Raw genomic sequence first — 22,567 nt, forward strand, 5'->3', positions numbered from 1 at the left:
AGGACTGTAAATGCAACCTTTTCCGTCAAGGAGAAGGTTCATTTTTTGATTAGACTTTATCATGGACGGCTGAAGTGTATCCCTAATTATTCTAATAGAAACATCGCAGCCGTCATATATAGGGTATAGGGGAGGTTGAATTTCATGTCCATTCAAGGACGCCATTTATTTACATCCGAATCTGTAACGGAAGGACATCCGGACAAGATCTGTGACCAGATTTCGGATGCGGTACTTGACGCTTTTCTAGAGAATGATCCTTATGCACGTGTTGCGTGTGAAGTATCTGTAGCAACAGGTTTGGTGCTTGTGATTGGGGAAATCAGTACAAAGTCAGAGTATGTCGATATTCCGGCTATTGTTCGCAAGACCGTAAAGGAGATTGGATATACCCGTGCCAAGTACGGTTTTGATTATAATACATGTGCTGTACTGACCTCATTGAATGAACAATCTGCGGATATTGCTCAAGGGGTGAATGCAGCGCTCGAGCATCGGGATCCGGAGAAGATGGACCAGGAAACGGAGAATATCGGTGCAGGTGACCAAGGCTTGATGTTTGGGTTTGCAACAAATGAGACGGAGGAACTGATGCCGCTTCCGATTTCACTGTCACATCGTATAGCTCGTCGATTGTCGGAGGTTCGTAAGGATGGAACGTTGGAGTATCTTCGTCCTGACGGAAAGACTCAAGTTACGATTGAGTATGTGGATGGCCAGCCGAAGCGGGTGGATACCATTGTGGTATCAACACAGCATGCCGAGGAAATTACTCTAGAGCGGATCCAGAAGGATATTAAGGAACAGGTGATCCTGCCAATCGTTCCTGCGGAGCTATTGGATAATGAAACCAAGTATTTCATTAATCCGACGGGTCGCTTTGTCATTGGAGGACCGCAAGGGGATGCTGGATTGACCGGACGGAAAATCATTGTCGATACATATGGTGGTTATGCCCGTCATGGCGGGGGCGCTTTTTCTGGTAAAGATCCAACTAAGGTAGACCGTTCGGCTGCTTATGCAGCGCGCTATGTAGCGAAGAATCTTGTTGCGGCTGGCCTTGCCGATAAAGTAGAGATCCAGTTGGCTTATGCTATCGGTGTGGCTAATCCGGTATCGATCAATGTGGACACGTATGGTACAGGAAAGGTTCCGGAGGAGAAGCTGGTAGAATTGGTTCGTGAGAATTTCGATCTTCGCCCTGCCGGTATTATTCGCATGCTTGATCTGCGTCGCCCTATTTACCGTCAAACCGCAGCATATGGTCATTTTGGCCGTACAGACCTCGATCTTCCTTGGGAGCGTGTGGATAAGGCTGGGGTGTTGAAGGAACAAGCGGGACTGTAAGAGGAAACCCTGAACTATATATGAAGTGGACCGGTTCTCGTTGGAGGGCGGTCTACTTTTTTTATGGAATGGAAGTAATCAGGAGGAAAATAGGACAATTCAGAAACTCTCTAAAAATCCACTTGAATTATGCCGTTAATAAAAGTAGGTATGTTCAGAGAGGGGATTAAGGCATGAAGAAAAGGATATCGACAGTTGTCGGCGTAATTATTGCATTCAATATGTTATTTGGGACCTTGTTCGGGGGAATCGGAACGGCACAGGCGGCATCCGTGCAAGTGACTGCTCCGACGGCGGCGGTTAGCCCGACGGGGAACAATGTACCGATTGATGCCCAGCTCTGGGTGAAATTCGCAGGGATGGATGTTCGGACGAACGGCAAGCAGACGTATACGATCTCCAGAAATACTGGGAGCTACATAGACAAGGCGGAAGTAACTGTAACCCAGGATGTATATACGGATTACATAGCACTGACCCCTCCTACGAATCTGTTGTATGGGACAACCTACACGGTTACTTTTCCAGAAGCAGCATTTATTGTCGGGGATAACGGAACGGAATCTCCTAGGATAGAGTGGTCCTTCACAACGATGAGCGGTTCAAGCCAGACGCTTGCCGCGACATCTTTTACCCCGTCCAATGGAAGCTCTAATATAAGCGCCAATGTGAGCCCCCAGGTTACTTTTAACCGAAATGTGAAGTTGAATCCTTCGCTGGCGAATGGAGGAATTACGCTTCGCAAGACATCTAATTCGGCAGCGGTTCAAATCAAGGCGGAAGCGGTCAATAACTATGTTAAGATTGACCCCCTTTATGATCTGGAGCAGGGAAGCAGCTACTACATTGAAATTCCCAATAACGGAATTGCAGACGCCCAGTATGGGAATTATTATGGAGGACTCAGCGGAAGCAACCGTTGGACGTTTACGACGGCATCGATAGATAAAACGGCTCCTGTGCTTCAGAGCACCAAAATGTACAATAACACATCTATTTTACTAACCTATAATGAGGCTTTAAGTTCATACTCTGCTGGATCAGGGACAGGCTTTACTGTAACTGTAAATGGAGAGGAGCGCAGGATTAGCTATGTTAATGTGTCCGGATACAGCGTCTATGTCAATCTGGAGACAGGGGTGGCGGTAGGACAGGATGTGAAGATCAGCTATTCCGGACAGATCATTCGGGATGCAGCGGGTAATCCGGCAGCAAGCTTCTCCAGTCAGACGGTGACAAATGGGGTTGACTCGGTAAGTCCTAAGCCCAGAGATGGTTATGCATCCACGAACAGTGTTACTTTATATTTTTCAGATTCGATCAAGAGCCCATCTAAGTATGCCTACGAGCAATTCAAGGTAATGGGTGACGACCGCCAAAAACAGATCAGCAGTATTTCCCATAGTGGATCTACGATCACCTTATACTTGAGCAATACGATAACCAATGGCGAAGTGATAAAAGTATCCTATCAACCGGGATCCTATCCGCTTCAAGATTACCGCGGCTGGGAGATTGCGGCATTCAGTGATTACTTTGTCCGGAACTATAATGACACCGTGGCGCCGATATTCAAAAGTGCAGAGGGATCTGATCGAACAGTCATTCTAAATTATAATGAGGCTCTGGGAACAACGTCTCTTCCTGCCAAGAGTCAATTTTCTGTATTGGCAAATAATGCTCCGATTTATGTGAATGCTGTAGAGATTGTATCTAATCGAGTTATTCTGACGTTGGCTTCTTCATTTACGCAAAATCAAAATGTTACAGTCTCATATGTGCCTGGAACCAGCGGTATTGCCGATTTGAATGGGAATAGAGCCGGTTATATTAATTTGGAGCCTGTAGCCTACAAAGCAACTGCCGAAGGAATCCAGTCTATTTCCGTTACGGGGGATCTGCTGACCATTGTATATACGAAGTCACTTAAGTCTATAACCATGCTTCCGGTGAATCAGTTCAGCGTAAAGGTGGATAATCAGATCGTGGGTGTTGTGTCTGCGGCTGTGAGCGGGAATGCAGTTACATTGAAACTGGGCTCTGCAGTGAGGGCGGGGCAGGTTGTTTCGTTATCTTACTTGGTCGGAGCATCCCCGTTGTATGATATCGATGGGAATCTGCTGAAGAGTTATACTGATGTTGCAGTTGTAAATACTGCATCTGGTCAAAATGGGCAGATAACCAGCCCCAATGGGAATCAACCTAGTTCTCTCACATTGATGAGTAATAATGATTTCGGCGTACCGGGTTACTTACTGAGCCTCAATGGGGCTCAAACCTCTGATAGTCGTTCTAAATATGGAGAGGTTATCAAAAGGTATACTATTGACAATGCACAATTACAAGCCTCGTATAAATATTTAAGAGATACGAATGCCACTGCGAAGCGGATCATTTTTGAGGTGCCATCTAGTGAGAAGGCCGCCGAAGTTGCCATTCCAATTGCCTCTTTAATGGAAATGTACACTTCAGGACAAAAGGCTACTTTTGCTGTGAAATATAACACGGTGTTATATGATCTACCGCTGGAGAAAGTTTCTTATACTGAAATTTCAAGAGCGCTCGTCGCGGGAAATCTCTCTAACGTTTATTTACTGATTCAACTGGCTCCGGTTACGAAAGTTTATATGCCAACATTAAACTCTGTGAATGGTGTAACGATTTCTCCGCTCACAGACCCAGTTCAAATTGATTTGTCGGCTTATAGCGGAACGGCAACTCAAACTGCTGCGGTTATGGCATCAGGAGAAGTTTATATTAAGGCATCTCCAAATACTTATGGTGCGGAGACGACCTTGATACAATATGATTTGGTCTCGAGAGTGCCAGCATATTTACCGTCAAGTAAGACTAATGTAGGAAGTCTTCTGGTGTTTAAGGGAAAGGTTACAGGTAATATGGTGGTTGGGCCAGCGGCAGGGTTCGCTTCGTTCCCTGACCTTGGTAATCATTGGGCAAGTAAAGATATCAAGGAACTGGCCAGCAAATTAATTATCGGGCCTCAGTCAAATGGGAAGTTCGAGCCAAATAAAAATATTACACGTGGCGAGTTTGCTACCTATATTGTAAAAGGGCTCGGTCTTTCAAAAGATGTGAATAATGCACAGCGCTTTCCAGATGTTGTGCCAGGTAGTGAAATCGCCGCCTATATTGGGGCAGCCGCAAAAGCAGGAATAATTAATGGTAATACAGATGGTACATTTAAACCGAATAATTACATCACGCGGGAGCAGATGGCGTTAATGATGGTACGTGCTATGGAATATAGCGGTTATTCAATAACCTCAGGCTATTCAAGCGCGCAGACTTTGTCGAAATTTAAGGATTCAGCTAAGGTTCAAGCGAAGGATACAGTAGCAAAGGCAGTAAATGAAGGGGTCATCCAGGGTATTTCTGTAGGCAGTGGCTATCAATTTCAACCTGCAGGTAATGCCTCACGTGCTCAGGCTGCAGTCATGTTGAAGCGTGTGCTGGATAAGCTAGCGGAGTAGTGAAAGCTTCTTATGAGCTATACGAACTCACAAATGAGCTATATGAGCTCGCAAAGGTCGTATAGCTCGTGTAGGCTCTGTAGCTTTGTGCTCTGTAAGCTCACTGGAGCTTATGCAGCCCGAGCGAACTCGTTAAATCTTGTTAAGGCTCGTTTGATCTCATGCTCATCTTAGCCTCTATGTGATTATGGGTCTGGTAGATGTAGCGAATACAACTATTTCGCAGAAACTTGTCTGACTTTTATGTTTAATTGTACGGAGTACACGTAAATCGGCTTATATTTTCACATTTGCTCGGAACCGGGAAGTTTAGTTGCAGAATATTCAATTAAATCTCGGATTGGCAGAACTTATTGGAGAAATTAGTGTAGAAATGCAATTAGATCAAAATGCTCTGAATAGTTTGGAATACGCTGCATTGTTTAAATACCCTGAATAGTTTGAATTACGCTGTATTGTTTGATATATTCTGTATGAGATTTGATTAGTTGATAATATGATACTTAAGTGTGACGAAGAACGTCCTGACTAACTGAGCAATCAGAGGGTCAGGACTTTTTTTATTTAATTCCGATGGGAGAGTGTTGTTTTGTGCGGAAGGACAATAAGTTTGATGTGGCTCATGAGACGTTTATAAAGCAGCATATAGCACGACGTACGGGAGAACGAAGGGGCGCTTGGTAAGGGGGAACAGACATGCAGAGACGATGTTTCTACGTAATGTCTGGTGGCCTTTATACCAAAATTTTGACCAATTGCATCCAGAGTATGAAATCCCGGATTGGCGTGGACGTTCCTACTATGGAGATTTTGCCTTTCTTAGTGGACCGATCAAATTGATTATTGAGATTAAAGGATTTGGACCGCATGTTCATGAAATGGACCGCCAAGGCTACTCGAATGAATTAAATAGGGAATTGTACCTGCAGACACTTGGTTATCGGGTAGCCTCCTTTTCGTATGATGATGTGGAGCGCAAGCCGGAGTTGTGCTGAAATCTGCTTGGATCATTACTAGGAAGGTATCGGGCAAACGAACAGCCTGTCAATAGGGATCAACTCGCAGAAAGTGAGGTTATTCGTCTTGCCATGAAGTCGCTAGAACCGATCACGCCAAAGCAGGTAGCTATTCATATGCAATTGAACAATCGAACTGTCTTTAAAATCATACATTCTCTTTGTGGAAAGGGCTGGCTACGTCCTGTGATTACAGGAAAGGGAAAAAGAATTCGATATTATGAACTAGTTGCGGGAAGGAGAGGAGGGAATTGGTAAGAGTAGCAAGAGAGAGGATAGTGTAGATGGAGAGGGTAGTGGAGAGAGTACAGTGTAGGTGAGAGGGCGGTGGAAGAGAGGATGGTGGAGATCGCACAAGTGGAACAGATAGTCTAGTTATAGCAAGTACATCTTGTTATAGCTAGTACATCTATATTCAGCATAAAAGTAAATTTTAGAGTGCTAGTTGCAGCTAGTACATCTATTTGTCTGAAATGAGGACTAAACACCAGAATTGGGCAGATATAAGTGTATTATCAGCAACTATATGAATTAGACTCGCTCAAATATGTTGGACTAGTTGTAGTCCGTACAACTTTATCCAGATGGGGAAGCTTCTACTGCTTTATGTTACCCAATACCCTACCATTTTCCATGAAATTTGCTTTTTTTCGTAACTTTTCCGCTTTATTGTAGTCTATTAATTGTATACTAGATTCCGGGGAACTGAACTGAGAGTTCTCTGAGATAGACTGCATAAGATGGGAGAGTAGCGCACAAAAATGGTAGCACACAAGAAGCACGACGGTAATATGACGAAAAAAATAGCGCGTTTGGCGGCGGAGCATGGCAAGAAGCTGGTGCTGGTGTCTTTGGCAGGAATGATCTGGATTCAGCCCTTCTCGGTGCTGGAGTCTTTCACAGGAACAACATCTACAGCGTATGCGGCGGATAGTCAGACAGTACAGCTCAGCAGCGAGATGATTACTTCTGGTGCGAAGCTGGTTAAATATCAATACACAACGACCCGCTCCGGCAAATCGGTTAAGGTACTGGCTGATGTGGTCGAGGTGGATCTGAGTAATCCTTATGTCCAATTAGACGTAATGACTGGTAAGGGCGGCCAGTTAACTACCCGGCAATCCGTAGAGGGGATGGCCCAAGAGACTGGGGCAGTTGCCGGTATCAATGGCGACTTCTTTGCAACCAGCGGGCAAGGTGTTGCGATGGGAGCCGCTGTCTCCCAAGGAGTACTTGTTACGAGTCCCGCACAATTGACGGGGATGTTTGCCTTTGCGGTGAAAAGCGATAATACGCCTATGATTGACCAATTCAGCTTTAGTGGATCTGTGATCGCTGAAGATGGTTCGGTGTTCCCGCTAACCGGGATGAATCAGGAGTCCTATCGAACAGAGCCGGATAATGGCTACAGCCACGTTAATAATATGTTTATCTATACTAGCGACTGGAAATCCGAAGAAAGACCGAAGGCAAGCGGAACGACTCCAACGGAGGTGTTAGTTCAGGGCGGGGTCATTCAGCAAATAAGCTATAAATCTGCCCTTCCTGGCACAGTACCAGCAGATGGATATATTTTGCGTGCTCATGGGCTGGCGGCGGATTTCATTGCTTCGCATATGCAGATCGGACAACGGCTGGATACGAATTACCGGCTTATCTCTCAGAGCAGCGGGATGGAGTATAACCCATCGGATCTGAAGATGGTTATTGGAGGACACACGCTGCTGGTGGATCAAGGAACTGCCTCTTCCTTCACTCGGTCCACGACATCGATCAGCGGGAGCAGTGCGGTAGCTCGTACGGCTGTGGGTTATTCCAAGGATGGGACGAAGGTTTATCTTATTACGGCAGAGAAAAATTCTGCAAGCACGGGCTTAACGTTGGCTGAATTGCAGAAATTCATGACATCCATCGGCGTTTGGAAAGGAATGAACCTCGATGGCGGCGGCTCAACGACAATGGTTACACGTCCATTGGCGGAGAATACCGCACAGTTGACCTTCACCACTTCGAATGGCTCCGCAGGACAGCGTGCCGTTGTGAACGGACTGGGGGTTTATTCTACTGCGCCTGTCGGAACCTTGCAAGGGTTGAAGGTAAGCGGCAGCAAAACACTGCTCATCGGACAGACGGTTCCTTATACGCTGAAAGGCTACGACAATTACTACAATCCAATTGATACATCAGGCATTCAAGCCACCTGGAGCGCCAGCAACAGCAATGTAAGCTGGACGGGGGCTGGCTTCAAGGGAGTGAAGGCAGGAACGGCTAAAATTACTGCTGTCAGCGGGTCTGCAACAAGCAGTATGGATGTGACTGTCCTTGGAGGAACAGACATCGATACACTCACTCCTGTTACTACTTATGCGCCATTAGAAGCGGGGACAAGCATCTCTGTACCGGTTACAGCGAAGCTGAAGAACGGAAGTACGGTCAACATTCCCGATGAATCGCTGAAATGGACATTCAGTGGTATGAAAGCCGCAGTGCAAAATGGTGTCTTGACGATACAGTCCATTAATAATGGAGCGAAGGTAGCCTATGCGACGCCAAGCTATGATGGCTTTAGCGGAACGCCGATTGTTTTCTCAGTATCTGCAGAACAAATATGGGAGACCTTTGAAAATGTCAGCTACCCTGTAAGCTTTACCGGATTGCCGGCAGAGGCGGCAGGCAAAGTATCGATTGCTCAAGGTACTGGAGAACGGGAGAAATCGAAAGTCCTTCAACTGGATTACGATCTTACCTTAGGTACCGGCAACAAGTTTGCTTATGCTCAATTGAACGGGACAACAGGCAGAACGATACCGGAGGGAGCGACCTCCATGTCGGTAGATGTGCTTGGCGATGCCAGCCTGAACTGGCTGCGGGCAGAATTTGAGGATGCCGACGGAAAGGCAGTTTATGCCGATCTGATCCGTCCGCTTGACTTCACAGGCTGGAGAACCCTGACGGCTGATTTAACAGCAAGCGCATTGAAGCACCCGGTCAAGCTGAAGCGCTTGTATATTGTGAATCTGGAGGATGGCCAGGATGAACGGGCTCTAACGGGCAGTATATCCTTTGATAATATTCGCTTTACGGCACCCGTAACGGGCGGAGATACTGGACTGCCAAGTGCAACGGCTGTAATGGTGGCGGGATCGAAGACGATGACGGTTAACGGGGAAAAAGTAACGATGGATGCTGTTCCTCTTATTAAGGACGGAGTCACCTATGTACCGATTCGATATGTTGTAGATGCTTTTGGTGGACAGGCAACCTGGACAGCGGCATCCAAGAAAATCACGGTCACACGGGGATTAACGGTATTGGAGCTGACTGTAGGCAAAAAGGAATATTTGCTTAATGGAGCTGCCAAGCAAGGAACGGTAACACCGCTAATCACAAACGGAAGGACTTTAGTCCCATTACGAATGGTCTCCGAGCAGCTTGGTATTACCGTAAATTGGGAACAGAAAACCAAGTCTATCACACTGCAATCATGATATGATAGTTCATAGTGTATAGATACTTAAGTGTCAGATTGGAGAACGGTGAAGTGGCAGAGTATCAAGCTGATGCAATTGATCGCGTCATAAAAAATGCTGTCGGTGTCATGGAGAACAGCAAGCTGCAGATCCTAGAAATTTTGGATGCGGCCAGAAGTGAGCTGAATATGCTTAATAATGAGCTGCAGCAAGTGATCAAGGAAACCGCTGAGACGGTAGAGAAGGTTGATCAACTTGAAATTAATTTTAGAAGGTCCCGAATCCGGCTGACAGAAGTCAGCCGGGATTTTGTGCGCTATAAGGAAGAGGATATCAAGCAAGCCTATGAGAGGGCGACCCAGCTTCAACTGGACTTGATGATTTACAGGGAAAAGGAAATGTATCTTAAAGCCCGCCGGGATGAATTGCAGAAGCGGGCCAAGAATGTTGAAAAGTCTGTCGAGCGGGCGGATATGGTAAGCTCGCAAATGGCTGTAGTGCTGGAATATTTATCCGGAGAGCTGGGAAATGTTAGCCGAATTCTTGAGTCAGCCAAGAATCGCCAGATGATCGGATTAAAAATTATTTTGGCACAAGAAGAAGAGAGAAAGAGAATCTCCAGGGAAATACATGATGGTCCTGCTCAATTACTGGCCAATCTAGTGCTTAGGACGGAAATTGTCGAAAGAATGATCGCGAAGCAGGATTTCAAGATGGTGCAGGACGAAATAATAGATTTGAAGGGACAGGTACGCTCCAGTCTGGAAGAGATGCGCAAGGTTATCTTTAATTTGCGTCCGATGGCGCTGGATGATCTCGGATTAATTCCAACTCTCCGAAAGTATGTCCATGACTTCGAGGAAAAGACCAAGATTCGCACGACCTTTGAAACCCGCGGTAAAGAGCATCGTATGACTTCCCCGATGGAGGCGGCTATTTTTAGACTGGTTCAGGAAGCTTTAACTAATGCCGCAAAGCATGCATTTCCTACTTATGTAGGTGTGGATATCAATTATCAGGGGGAGATGCTGCGGATTATCGTACAAGACAACGGCCTGGGCTTCAAGGTGGATCAACTGGAGGAAAAGAACAAGGAACACTCGCACTTTGGCTTGATTGGAATGAGAGAACGGGTAGAGTTGCTTGAGGGCAGAATGGATATTGAATCAACAGCCAACCAAGGGACCAAGATTATCATTCATATTCCGACAAAGACGGATAAAAGAAAGGAGTAACTGGAATGGATAACCTTATGACAGGAAGTGGATTAAAAATTAGGGTTCTTCTGGCTGATGACCATCAGTTATTTAGAGAGGGTCTGAAACGGATTTTGAATATGGAGGAGGATATTGAGGTTGTAGGTGAATGTGGGGATGGAACCCAGGTACTTGAATTCTGTCAAGAGCTGCCCCCTGAGATTGTATTAATGGATATTAATATGCCCTTATTGAATGGTGTGGATGCTACGGCCGAGCTTAAAGAGCTGCATCCCGATATCAAGGTTATCATCTTATCGATTCATGATGATGAGAGCTATGTATTTGAGACGCTTAGAAAAGGTGCAACAGGCTACTTGCTCAAGGATATGGAGGCCGAATCGTTGATTAATGCGATCCGTACGGTTGCAGAAGGCAATGCCTTTATTCATCCGAAGGTAACGGGAAAATTAATTCAACAGCTTCGCCGTATGGAGTATTTAAGTGAGACGGGCGCGATTGCCGAAGATAACAGAGTTCGTGAAGCTGGTGTTAAATTCGTAGCGAGCGAAGACAACCCGCTTACTCGCCGGGAAGCCGAGGTATTGCGCTTGATGGCTGAAGGCCGCAGTAATAAGATGATTGGCGAGCATTTGTTTATCAGTGAGAAGACGGTAAAGAACCATGTTAGCAGTATTTTACAGAAAATGGACGTAGACGATCGTACCCAAGCGGTAATCAATGCCATCAAATTTGGCTGGGTGACCCTGTAGGATTGTATAAATAAATGAAATAGTTATATTCTAACCGAGTATGTAAACATTGCCCCTCCCTCTGTTGCTTGAAGGTATACATACAGACTCCGAAGTTGTTGACCATGAACCGACCCGCTGATGGCGGCATATATTGTCGCTATAGAGGAGTTCAGTGAGCTGTGCCACGCAGCCTCTGAACGCCCTAAAGGAGGGGTGTTCATGTTCACCTACATGAGCTGGATCGTGGTCGGTTATGGACTTGCTGCACTGTTGGTACATCTATTGCATCGACGCTTTCTAAGAAACGAAGCAAAGGATGTCTTTGCTACGCATTATATTCTGGTGACTCGAGACCATGGGCATCAGATGGAATGGTATATCCGGGCTCTATCCTGGTATGCGAAAATCCGTGGTGAATGTATCCGTGTTACGATACTGGATCAGGAATCTAAGGATGATACAAGGGCAATCTTGGAAAGGCTTTATTATGAATCGGAAGTTAGTCTGGATATCATGGATATGCCCGATGCTCCCGACAGGCTGCTTAGCAAGAATCCGGAATTGGCGGATCGGGAGAACCAGATACATGTCGATCTGCGGGTACCGCAGGAGGCAGACAAAATTCCTTATGTCCATGTCCGAATATAGGCAAATGACAATAGTCTCCAAACGCAAGACGTGAAGCACACTCTTGGACAGCTATCGCTGAGAGTGTGCTTTTTTGTGCAGCTTTAGCCCGTTGAGCTCGTACGGTGCAGGAAGCAAGAAACTACCGCTATGCAGGAGAGGGGCGGGGGGTGAACCAACAGGATGATTGCTTCAGTGTATATTCAACCTATGGTAGTGCTGGTTTGTAAAAGGTATACCTAATTTATGGACTGTGGCTTTGAAATTAGAAATAGTTGTATAGAGAACAGTTAGATTCGAAAAAAACTCAGTCATTCTGAAAAAACAGACTTTTAGCTGCAGGTTTTACATTTAAACCTGTGAAATTCGGAATGGGCAGGAATCTAGTTGCACTCCCTACAATTAATCATCAAGGTATCCACCGCTCAGCCCCAATAGTAGACTTAAATGAGATGAAACAACCAACGGGCGCAAAGTCCGTGAATATCGATTCAGCAGAACTCGTACTAAAAGAAGGGGATCAGTTTAACCTGTAAGTGGAAGCGACAAATTACACGAGCCTGAGAACATATTGTCAGACCAACGCCTTTAGGCATAGTTTGGCAATAAGGGTTATATCACAAAAGTACACTGTCCGTAGGATGAGGGTTCATCATTTTACCTAACATCTATTAAGAAACCCTAATATCATCCTGGTTCAAGCGGGGACTTTTGGTACGGAACTCAAATTTCTTAAAAAAGTTTAATTTAGTATAGCGAATATGTAATATTGTGGTATATTATGGATTATAATGACTTAAGAACTAGAATATAGTTGGAAGGTGATAGATTATAAGACAGAAGATGTAGAAAATAGGAGGATGGAATCAAGACAATTTGAGCAAACGAATTTAAGGAGGGCACTTATGAGAGTTAGCTTGTATGCGGTCAAAGTCAAGACGGGATGGAAGATGGAGTTTAGTCTGGACTTGGAAGTTGACATCTGGTGGTGGATGGAGAAAAAGCACAAGCTAGAATACGAACCGGTAAATAAGAGAAAAGTCTCAGGAAATAGTCAACGGCGGAGAGAAGTGCTGACCGAACGGATCATACTGTTATCCGAATCGATACCCTTAGGATGGGCTGTGTTGCTCCGTAATCATTTCAAGGAATCAGCGATGTGCGACAAATGGACAAACAAGCAATGGAGAGAGTACATAGTTAACGAACTGCAAGTTGAACTTACTTTAGAACGAAATTCAGGACATCACCAAGCAAGTAGTGTGTTGTTAGAGCCGATGATACATATCCGGGAAGTAGATGCTAGAGAGATACGAGATAGGGAGTACGAAAAAGGCAAAGAGAATGAATTAAACAGTGATCGGTGGTCCGTGTTAGAGGAACAGGCGTCACGCCTTGCAGACGCGCTGGCTGGACGATCGCTGCTGGAAGGCGAGCTCCAGCAGCTTCTTGCGGAGCGCATGCCGGATCTGGTACCGGCATGGCGCTCCGCGCTGCAGCACGCACACCTGCAAGGGCGCGTGCTGTTCGGTCCGGGCGTCGCGCAAGCGGACGCCCATGGCCGGCCCCGCCGCCTGTTCCGGCGGGGCAAGGGCCTCCGCTGCCGGCGTTGCGGCAGCGGGGTGAATCGCCGCACGCCCTGCGGGTCGTGCGGCCTCAGCGGCTGCGCCTACTGCGAGGCCTGCCTCGCGCTAGGGCGCAGCCGCTCTTGTGCGCTGCTCCTGCGTGGCAGCAGCGCATGGCTGCCGCGGGCGGGCGAAGGGCCCGCGGCGGCGGGAAGCCCCACCAAGGAGTCCATGCTGGACCGGTGGGGGCTAAGCCCGTCGCAGCGCGACGCAGCGTCTGCTGCGCTGCAATTTCTGGCACAGCAGAACCAGCGGCGCTTCCTGCTGTGGGCCGTTACTGGAGCAGGTAAGACCGAGATGATTTTCCCACTGCTTCAATTCACTCTCGATCGCGGAGGAAAGGCATTAGTTGCGACACCACGCCGAGATGTTGTGCTTGAATTAGCACCGAGAATGGCCAAGGCTTTCCCGGAGACACAGCCAGTGGTGTTATACGGAGGAAGCTCTCAACGCTGGGAAGAAGGCGCACTCTATCTGGCAACGACTCATCAGCTTATGCGGTTTCATCAGGCCTTTGATTTGGTTGTCATTGATGAACTGGATGCATTTCCATATCATAACGATCCTATGCTGGCTTATGCGGCAGAGGCAAGCTGCAAGCCGGAAGGGAGCTTCATTTATCTTTCTGCGACACCACCTGCCCGGCTTCAGCGGGAAGCAAGGTCCGGACAATTGCCTTATGCCCGAGTGCCCGTTCGTTATCACAGACACCCGCTTCCGGTGCCGGGGCGCATCTCTATGAGGCCGGTCAGTCAATGTCTGTCCAAAGAGATGCTTCCCTCTGCATTATTGGCAAGCCTGCGGTGCTCGCTGGAGCGCGGAGCCCAGGTATTTTGCTTTGTGTCCAGAATTAGGCATATTGCTCCTGTGGTGATGCTGTTGCAGAGTCATTTTCCCAGCTATGTTATCGGAGGTACTTCTTCCCAAGATGCGGAAAGGGGCAACAAAGTTGAAGATTTTAGGGCGTCCCGTATTCGCCTTTTGGTAACAACGACGATTCTGGAACGGGGAGTTACTATTCCTAAAAGTGATGTATACATATTAGATGCACACAGTGATTTGTTTGACGAAGCTTCTCTGGTCCAGATGGCTGGGCGGGCAGGTCGCTCGTTGCAGGATCCGGAGGGGAGGGTGTTGTTCGCCTCGCCGGAGTGGACAAAGTCGCAGCGAGGGGCAATCCGCCAGATCCGTACCATGAATAAAATAGCTTCCGATAACGGCTATCTCGTTGAGAAGGGGGCTTAGTTGTATGTCAAACGCTTCAGAAAAGGCCACAAGACAATCTGCAATTTACAGACAGGATCCTTCTAAAATTAGGAAGCAGCAAAAATTTACTGATCATTATACGTATCGGCACCCTTCCAGTTACAATCCTTCTAAGCAGAAAGAACAACTTAGGATTGAGCCGGTGCAAGCACAGCAGGAACTCAAGGAAAATCGGAATCAACAATCTACGATCCACGAATTTCCGTGGGTTCCCTATACTTATTTGAATTGGGGCGCAGCCCTCGATTCTCTCCTAATGCCGGTACATAAATTGTTGGCTCCACCCGCTTCGCCCTGTCTGGCCTGCGGCAAGATCATTTCTGACAGTGCCAGGGGATTTCCGGAGATTTGTTCCGCATGCTATAATTCTATTCCCTGGATCAAATATATAAAATGCAATATTTGCGGAAGAGCCGTAGGGTGTCCAGATTGTACGCGGGAGACACTGGGATCCCGATATTTCATACTTAACCGTAGTGTTGTCTCCTATACTCCACTCATGAGGGAATGGTTAGCCCGCTTTAAATTTAGAGGAGATGAAGCGCTTGGATGCGTTATGGCTCGAATGGTGGGGGAGAGACTGAGACGGTTAGAGCATGAGCTTAGGCCGAACCTCCTTCGAAAAAGCACATCCTTTTTCGATGTCGTAACTTATGTGCCAGTAAGCACTGAACGGATGTTGGAACGAGGGTTCAATCAAGCGAAGATTCTGGCAGAAGTAGCCGCTAGAGTCGCGCGGATCCCTTTGATCGAGCTGCTTCAGCGTTCTCGGCATACGGACAAGCAAAGCAGTAAAAATCGTAAGCAGCGGATGCAGGATCTTGAGAATATTTTTATTCCTTCACATGATGCTGAAGAGCGGATAAGATCATTAGGAATAAATACTTTTCGTAAAAAGGAGTTCAGAATCTTGCTGATTGATGATGTATACACCACGGGGAGCACTGTGGATGCCTGTGCCTATGCCTTAAAAGAGTTGTTTTTAGCGACAGGCGTTGAAATTGAAACTTATAGTTTGACATGGGCTCGCTCCTGAGTATGGCAAGTTGTTGAAGAGGGATAAAAGACATGGACGAAAAGCCATAAATCATGTAATCTATCAGCAAAAGGTAATTGAAAGGACGGGCATCACATGGGTATGAATTTGGAGAATTGTCCGCGTTGTGGAAAGCTGTTTGCCAAAAACTTCAGAGAAATATGTCCTGCGTGCATAAAGGACATTGAGCGAGAATACGAACTATGCCTGGAATATTTGCGTGCGGAGAAGACAGCCACGATTCAGGAGGTTTCAGAGGCAACGAAGGTTTCTATTAGGCAGATTACCAAGTTTATTCGGGAAGGCCGTATCTCAATTGCTAACAATCCGAATATGATGTACCCGTGTGAGGTTTGCGGCGTTCTGATTCGCGAAGGGAACATGTGCGATTCTTGCCGAGCAAGGTTAGCCCGTGATTTGTCTGCAGCGGCGAGAGAAGAGGGGAAGTTCAAAGCCTCGGATGAAAATCGAGGTGGGGGAGCCTACGGGATTGTCGACAAATTCCGTGGCCCGACACGCTAAAAAAAGAGCTATCTTGGCATAATATTCATTAACATCCAATGGTTCGCTATTAAATATGATTCATTACACGCCGATAAACTTAGTAAAGATTATCGGCGTTTTTATTTGGAATGAGGTGACGGAATTGAAAATTAATGAAACAGGAAGAGTAAACGGGATCAGTTCCTATCAAAGAAATATAGAAAATCGAGAGCATGCAGTCGACAAGAAAAAGCGTCAGGTGGATCAAGTTTCGATCTCTGCAGAGGCTAAAGGGCTTCTGGAAGTTCAGAATCAAGTAACGTCTCCGGAGCGACTTAGTCGTATCGCAGAACTGAAGGAATCGGTGTCCACAGGGACTTATCATGTAGATGCCAAGCAAATTGCTGAAAAGATGCTTCCTTACTTCAAATCCATTGTTGAATCGGGTGACACGAAGTGAGTGTAGAACAAGTTTGCGGTGTTCTTCAGAAAATGGATGAGTTATATGTTAAGCTGATTGGTTTAGGCGGAGAAAAAACAACAGCGATTATGGAAAACGATGTTTCGGCACTAACTAAAGTAATGACAACGGAGACAAAATTACTTAAACAAGCCGCCGAATTAGAAGGGGAACGGGAAGAAGCGGTATCCGCCTTTTTGAAGGAAAAGGGGATACGCTCGCAGCTTAATCTTACAATTACTGAAATGACTCGGCTTGTTTTTGATGTCAATGAGAAGCAACAGCTGCAAGAAACGCAAAAAAAGTTAACCGATACCTTGATAGAACTGAAACGCTTGAATGCGATTAATAAGGAATTAATTGAACAGTCGCTGTCTTTTATTGATTATAGTATCAACTTGCTGACCAGTGAGCCAGAGGATGAGATGCTTTATCGTAACCCTTCCGGACAACAGCAGGCGCAGAAACCGAGAAGTTATTTTGATACTAGAGCCTAGGCGATAAGAAAGTGAGGGTAAACGATGAGATCTACTTTTCATACACTCGAGGTTGGTAAGAGAGGCATTCTAGCACAGCAAACAGCCTTGGCGACAACCGGACATAATATTACGAATACGAATTCACCGGGGTATTCGCGTCAAGTTGCCAAAATGGAGGCAGCCCGGCCAATTGAATTTCCAGGCATGACCCGTTCTACTAACCCGAACCAGCTTGGGATGGGCGTAGAAGTATCAAGTATCAGGCGAATTCGAGATTTCCTGCTTGATATTGAGTACCGGAATCAGAACTCGGATCTGTCAACATGGAATGTAAAGCAGGAGACGTTATCCAATATTGAAGGGATCTTCAATGAGCCCTCTGAGAACAGTATCGCAACCAGCATCTCGGAGTTCTGGAACGCCTGGCAGCAGTTAAGTAAAAATCCAAGTAGTACAGACCTCTCGGCAAGAACGGTAGTTCAGCAGAAGGCGATTGCTCTCACCGAGACCTTCAACCATATCGCTTCTCAGCTTGATACATTAAGCAATAATTTGACCCAGAGAATTGATGTTAAGATTTCTGAGGCTAACAATAAAATTCAGCAAATCTCTGATTTGACGGTGATGATTAACCGGGTGGAAGGACTCGGAGATAATGCCAACGATTTACGAGACCAGCGTGATTTGTTAGTAGATGAACTCTCAAGCCTTGGGAATGTGCAGGTTACTGAGACTGCTGATGGTGAATATCAAGTCACTTTTGGCGATCAACTAGTGGTAAATAATATCGAGCAGCCTCCAACCTTCTTCACGGTGGCTAATGCAGCAGCACTGACCAAAGGGGAAATTGCAGGCTATATTGAATCCAGAGATGTTTATGTCGCTGGGTATATTAATCAGATGAATGTACTGGCCAATACTTTGGCCACAGGCAAGATCGAGGTTACTCTGCCTGCAGGATCTATTTTGCCTCAAGGGGTGACCATTCCAGGAGCACAGATGGATCCGAGCAATCCTAGGAAGCTGCTTGCCGATACGAAGTATACCGTCGATGGTTTGAACGGCCTGCACAAGCTGGGTTATACCTTGCAGACAGATCCTCTATCCGGGAATGCAGTCGCAGGGGGAGATTTCTTTGTTGCTAACGCGGGCGGGACGATTACAGCAGCCAGTATCCGTGTGAGCCCGACAATTACCGAAAACTTGGCCGGGATTGCGGCTTCAATGCGCACAGAGACAGTAACTGTGAATGGGGTTTCTACTGAAAAGGTACTCCAAGGGAATGGTAGTATGGCCTTGGTTATCGCCTCTATGTCAGAAGGAAAGTTTGATTTTAGTGCATTTACAGGAGCAATTACGACTGAGGGTACCTTTGGAGGGTATTTGCAATCGGTTATAGCCCAATTAGGTACAGATGCGGATGATGCCTATCGTATGGTACAGAATGGTACGCTGTTGTCTAATCATGCCGACAGCCTTCGCCAAGCGGTAAGCAGTGTATCTTTGGATGAAGAGATGGCGGATATGATCAAATTCCAACATGCCTATAGCGCTTCGTCCCGTGTTATTACGACGATGGATGAAATGCTTGATAAATTAATTAACGGCACAGGTGTTGTCGGCAGATAGGAGATGAATTAATGCGTATCACTCAATCGATGATGAGCAGATCCATGATGAGCAATCTGCAAAATAACTTTAAGCGTCTGGACAAATATCAGGAGCAATTGATGACGAACCGTCGTTTGAATCGTCCCTCAGATGATCCGGTTGGCGTAGCCAGTGCGCTTCAATATCGTGCGGAAATTAGCTCTACGAGCCAATTTGAAGAGAATGTGGAGGACGCCAATTCATGGATGGCATTTACGGACAGTGTATTAACTGAGACGACTTCCATTATTCAACGTTTATCAGAATTAGCTGTGCAGGCTGGTACAGATACTGTGCCTGACGATGCTAGAATTAATATTCAGCAGGAAGTAGATCAGCTATATCAACAATTAGTCTCGTTGGGTAATTCTCAATTTAAAGGAAAGTATATATTTAACGGGGAACGCGTTAATGAGAAGCCCTATACTGATGATCCTGGAAATACGACAGATCCGAGCAATGCTTATGATCTAGATACTGGAGATGTCAACTATCAAATTGGCGCGGGTATTTACGTAGGTGTGAACTTACAGGGAGACAAGGTTTTTGGAGAATACGGAGATTCCGCCTCCTTGTTCAAGGTGCTGGATGATTTTAAAACGGCTCTTGCGGACACAAGTACCTCGGGTACAACGGCAATTCAAAATATCATTCCTAGACTACAAACTAATCTAGAAAATGTGATTACTGCTCAAGCCGAGGTCGGAGGCAAACAAAATCGCCTTGAATTTACGGCAAGTCGCCTAGGGGATCTTAATTTAAATTACGTTTCACTCCAGTCATTAACAGAAGATGCTGATATGCCTTCAGTTATAACTGAACTAAAGACAGCTGAAAGTATTTATCAAGCCTCGCTGGATACGATGGCTCGCATAATTCGACCAAGTTTGTTGGATTTCCTGAGATAAGGGGCTGATGGGAATGCAGATTCCTCGTATTCAGATTCAACAAGGCTTTAGTCGGATTGCGCTTGAAACAACAAAAGGACAATGGAGCATTGAGCAACCTCGTCCATCGCTTAATTTGCATCAGGAGCCCGGAAAGCTGGAAATGGAGCGGTCCCAAGCGGTTCTTGAAGTGGACGCTCGAAAAGCGTGGTCAGCATTAGGTAAGGCGAATTTCGATGAGTTCACAGATCGGATTGCGCAAGGCTCTCTGCAGTCCTCCCTGCAGAATATTGCTGAAATTGCCCAGGCAGGTGATCGGATGATGGCTTTTCATGAAGGTGGGAATGCTTTTGCAGATATAGCAAGGCAGAATACTTTAAAAGACCGCCCAATGGAGTTTAGAGGGGAACCGAATTATGACAATGTGGATGTGACCTTTACGCCTGGGGCTTTATCCATCAATTATTTACCTGCGAAAGTAACGGCAGACCCCATTATTCGCAAGCCGGTCGTGGACTATTATCCAGGCAAGGTGAACCCATATATCGTACAAAAAAATTATATATTCATGACGGCGACCGGAAGAAGCTTGGATGAGGTTGTCTAATGACTGAAGAAATGGCTATAATGAACGAAATCTTGGTTCTATATAGTCATTTTTCGTGAATAAAGGAGGAAATGTAAATGTTGATTCGCACGGCAAGATTCGGTGAACTGGAAGTTAATGAGCAGGATTTGTGGACGATGAAGAATCCGATACTCGGATTTGAGAGTAATAGACAATTTGTTGTCTTGCCTCAAAATGACTCTCCATTCGAGTATTACCAATCTATTGATGACGAGCATCTTACCTTTGTTCTTGCCGATCCTTTCGTTTTTTTCAATGACTATGAATTTTCGTTAGATCAAAGATGGATGGACATGCTTCAAATAGGAACTTCGGAGGAAGTTAGCGTTCGCGTGATCGTTACAGTAAGAAGCCCGAGGGATATTTCGTTGAATTTGAAAGCTCCGCTAGTCTTGAATACAAGGGTCAAAGAGGCGGCTCAAATCATCTTAGATGTACCCGGATATATGACTCGTCACAGCATTGTTGAACAGCCTAAGGAGGAGGTTAAAAATGCTGATTCTTTCAAGAAATAAGGGACAAAAAATTATGCTTAACCATGATATTGTTATTTCCATTGTTGATATCGGAGGAGATCAGGTTCGCATTGGAATCGAGGCCCCAACAGAAGTGAGTATTTATCGGGAAGAGATTTATGAAGCGATTCAACAACAAAATAAAGATTCAATTATTAATACGGATGAAATTGGACAGCTTTTACTTGATTTCAATCTCCCTACACCTAAAAAAACGCAAAAAAACTTTTAAATTTGCAAAAAAACTATAAACAATGTCGGAAGTACGCCGATATATATATTATGGGACGAAGGTCATGACGTTGACGGCCGCATGTCATGATTCGACCAAAATTAGGGTGAAGCAAGGATGCTAATCACCAACATATTCCAAGGAGGAATTTTATTATGCGTATTAACCACAATATCAGCTCTTACAACACACAGCGTCAATTGTCTTTCAACAACACTCAACAAAGCAAGTCTTTGGAAAAACTGTCTTCCGGCTACCGGATTAATCGTGCGGCTGACGATGCTGCTGGTCTCGCAATCTCCGAAAAAATGCGTAACCAAATCCGTGGTTTGGAGCAAGCCTCCAAGAACGCTTTGGACGGTATTTCTCTGATTCAAACGGCTGAAGGTGCTTTGAACGAAACTCATGCTATGCTGCAACGTATGGCTGAGCTTTATGTACAAGGTGCAAATGAAGTGTTGACTACTGCGGATGCTGCCAAAATTGACTCGGAAGTAAAACAATTGACTGAGCAAATTGGTTCTATCGCTTCTCAAACTCAGTTCAACACCAAAAAATTGCTTGATGGAACTACAACTGGTGTAATCTTCCAAGTAGGCGCTAATGGTGGCGAAACGATCAAGCTTGATCTGAAAGCTGCACTTGCTACATCATTGGATATTGCTGGTCTTACCAGCTTGTCTACTGCAGCTACTGCTATGAATACTACGGCATCTGCTAACTTGGCTTCCGTTCAAGCAGCTATCAATACGGTTTCTCAAATTCGTTCTGATCTTGGTGCTGTTCAAAATCGTTTGGAACACACTATTAACAACTTGGGAACAACCTCCGAAAACCTGCAAGCTGCTGAATCCCGTATCCGTGATGTGGATATGGCAAAGGAAATGTCTGAGTTCACAAAGAATAACATTCTTCAACAAGCTGCAACTGCTATGTTGGCACAAGCAAATCAGCAACCGCAAGGCGTTCTGCAATTGCTTCGTTAATTTCAACATTGAGCCGGCCGGGAAACCGGTCGGCTTTTTTAATATCAAATCTTTTTATGGTGAATAGGAGGGAATATAGTGAAGGTTGAATCGAACTCTTCATTTACCTTTCCAAATCCGGGTTCTAAAGAAATTACCTCCTCCACATCTACCAGTCAGACAGAAAGAGAAATCAATAAAGAAAAGGAGACATACACTGCACCTGAACTAATGGAGAAATTAAACAAGAGACTGTCTGAAACAGGGACCCATATTCAGGTGAAACTCCATGACAAAACAAATACAATTTTGGTTTCCGTGGTTTCAAATGATACAAATGAAGTGATTCGGGAAATTCCTCCAGAGAAAATGATTGAAATGATGTATAACATGTGTTTACAAGTAGGCATTTTTCTGGATGAAAAAATGTAAAAGGGAG

19 protein-coding genes are annotated in these 22,567 nt (G+C 45.6%); all 19 read left to right on the plus strand.

The window, feature by feature from the left end; genetic code table 11:
• The first annotated feature begins 144 nt into the window (after positions 1 to 144).
• The 19 genes from metK (at position 145) to KQJ23_RS23640 (ending at position 22,560) form a co-directional block, all read left to right on the plus strand.
• Positions 145 to 1,347 (plus strand): methionine adenosyltransferase, encoded by a 1,203-nt coding sequence (metK, locus tag KQJ23_RS03740; RefSeq protein ID WP_216477321.1) that lies wholly within the window; start codon positions 145 to 147, stop codon positions 1,345 to 1,347.
• A 173-nt stretch (positions 1,348 to 1,520) separates the two neighbouring features.
• Positions 1,521 to 4,838, plus strand: coding sequence for a SwmB domain-containing protein (locus KQJ23_RS03745; protein WP_216477322.1), 3,318 nt, complete (start codon positions 1,521 to 1,523; stop codon positions 4,836 to 4,838).
• A 707-nt stretch (positions 4,839 to 5,545) separates the two neighbouring features.
• On the plus strand, positions 5,546 to 5,833 hold the full coding sequence (locus KQJ23_RS23635) for an endonuclease domain-containing protein (RefSeq protein ID WP_249529477.1): 288 nt from the start codon (positions 5,546 to 5,548) through the stop codon (positions 5,831 to 5,833).
• 812 nt (positions 5,834 to 6,645) lie between these two features.
• Positions 6,646 to 9,342 (plus strand): stalk domain-containing protein, encoded by a 2,697-nt coding sequence (locus KQJ23_RS03755; RefSeq protein ID WP_216477323.1) that lies wholly within the window; start codon positions 6,646 to 6,648, stop codon positions 9,340 to 9,342.
• Positions 9,343 to 9,395: 53 nt separating this feature from the next.
• Complete coding sequence (locus KQJ23_RS03760) at positions 9,396 to 10,559, plus strand: sensor histidine kinase (RefSeq protein WP_346779339.1); 1,164 nt, start codon at positions 9,396 to 9,398, stop codon at positions 10,557 to 10,559.
• A 5-nt stretch (positions 10,560 to 10,564) separates the two neighbouring features.
• Positions 10,565 to 11,293, plus strand: a complete 729-nt coding sequence (locus KQJ23_RS03765) for a response regulator transcription factor (protein ID WP_216477324.1) — start codon at positions 10,565 to 10,567, stop codon at positions 11,291 to 11,293.
• 201 nt (positions 11,294 to 11,494) lie between these two features.
• Entirely contained in the window at positions 11,495 to 11,923 is a 429-nt protein-coding gene (locus KQJ23_RS03770) for a hypothetical protein (RefSeq protein ID WP_216477325.1), read from the plus strand.
• An 884-nt stretch (positions 11,924 to 12,807) separates the two neighbouring features.
• Positions 12,808 to 14,772 carry an ATP-dependent helicase ComFA gene (locus tag KQJ23_RS03775; RefSeq protein WP_216477326.1) on the plus strand — a complete coding sequence of 655 codons (1,965 nt, stop codon included), beginning with the start codon at positions 12,808 to 12,810 and terminating at the stop codon, positions 14,770 to 14,772.
• A 4-nt stretch (positions 14,773 to 14,776) separates the two neighbouring features.
• Positions 14,777 to 15,829 (plus strand): ComFC family protein, encoded by a 1,053-nt coding sequence (locus tag KQJ23_RS03780; protein WP_216477327.1) that lies wholly within the window; start codon positions 14,777 to 14,779, stop codon positions 15,827 to 15,829.
• A gap of 102 nt (positions 15,830 to 15,931) precedes the next feature.
• Positions 15,932 to 16,351, plus strand: a complete 420-nt coding sequence (locus KQJ23_RS03785) for a TIGR03826 family flagellar region protein (protein WP_216477377.1) — start codon at positions 15,932 to 15,934, stop codon at positions 16,349 to 16,351.
• Positions 16,352 to 16,475: 124 nt separating this feature from the next.
• Positions 16,476 to 16,772 (plus strand): flagellar biosynthesis anti-sigma factor FlgM, encoded by a 297-nt coding sequence (flgM, locus tag KQJ23_RS03790; RefSeq protein ID WP_216477328.1) that lies wholly within the window; start codon positions 16,476 to 16,478, stop codon positions 16,770 to 16,772.
• Complete coding sequence (locus tag KQJ23_RS03795; RefSeq protein ID WP_216477329.1) at positions 16,769 to 17,269, plus strand: flagellar protein FlgN; 501 nt, start codon at positions 16,769 to 16,771, stop codon at positions 17,267 to 17,269. The genes flgM and KQJ23_RS03795 overlap by 4 nt, the downstream gene beginning before the upstream one ends.
• A 24-nt stretch (positions 17,270 to 17,293) precedes the next feature.
• A complete protein-coding gene (gene flgK, locus KQJ23_RS03800; RefSeq protein ID WP_216477330.1) occupies positions 17,294 to 18,880 on the plus strand; it encodes a flagellar hook-associated protein FlgK in 1,587 nt (528 codons plus the stop codon).
• Between the two features lie 11 nt (positions 18,881 to 18,891).
• Positions 18,892 to 19,809, plus strand: coding sequence for a flagellar hook-associated protein FlgL (gene flgL, locus KQJ23_RS03805; protein WP_216477331.1), 918 nt, complete (start codon positions 18,892 to 18,894; stop codon positions 19,807 to 19,809).
• 13 nt (positions 19,810 to 19,822) lie between these two features.
• Positions 19,823 to 20,395 carry a DUF6470 family protein gene (locus KQJ23_RS03810; RefSeq protein ID WP_216477332.1) on the plus strand — a complete coding sequence of 191 codons (573 nt, stop codon included), beginning with the start codon at positions 19,823 to 19,825 and terminating at the stop codon, positions 20,393 to 20,395.
• A gap of 77 nt (positions 20,396 to 20,472) precedes the next feature.
• On the plus strand, positions 20,473 to 20,931 hold the full coding sequence (gene fliW / locus KQJ23_RS03815) for a flagellar assembly protein FliW (RefSeq protein WP_216477333.1): 459 nt from the start codon (positions 20,473 to 20,475) through the stop codon (positions 20,929 to 20,931).
• Positions 20,909 to 21,163, plus strand: coding sequence for a carbon storage regulator CsrA (gene csrA / locus KQJ23_RS03820; RefSeq protein ID WP_216477334.1), 255 nt, complete (start codon positions 20,909 to 20,911; stop codon positions 21,161 to 21,163). The genes fliW and csrA overlap by 23 nt, the downstream gene beginning before the upstream one ends.
• Positions 21,164 to 21,318: 155 nt before the next feature.
• Positions 21,319 to 22,149 (plus strand): flagellin N-terminal helical domain-containing protein, encoded by an 831-nt coding sequence (locus KQJ23_RS03825; RefSeq protein WP_216477335.1) that lies wholly within the window; start codon positions 21,319 to 21,321, stop codon positions 22,147 to 22,149.
• Positions 22,150 to 22,227: 78 nt separating this feature from the next.
• The gene (locus KQJ23_RS23640; protein WP_216477336.1) at positions 22,228 to 22,560 is read left to right on the plus strand and encodes a flagellar protein FlaG; all 333 of its coding nucleotides are present in this window, start codon (positions 22,228 to 22,230) and stop codon (positions 22,558 to 22,560) included.
• The last annotated feature ends 7 nt before the right edge of the window (positions 22,561 to 22,567 follow it).

It is taken from the genome of Paenibacillus brevis, assembly GCF_018919145.1.
Lineage (GTDB): Bacteria > Bacillota > Bacilli > Paenibacillales > Paenibacillaceae > Fontibacillus > Fontibacillus brevis.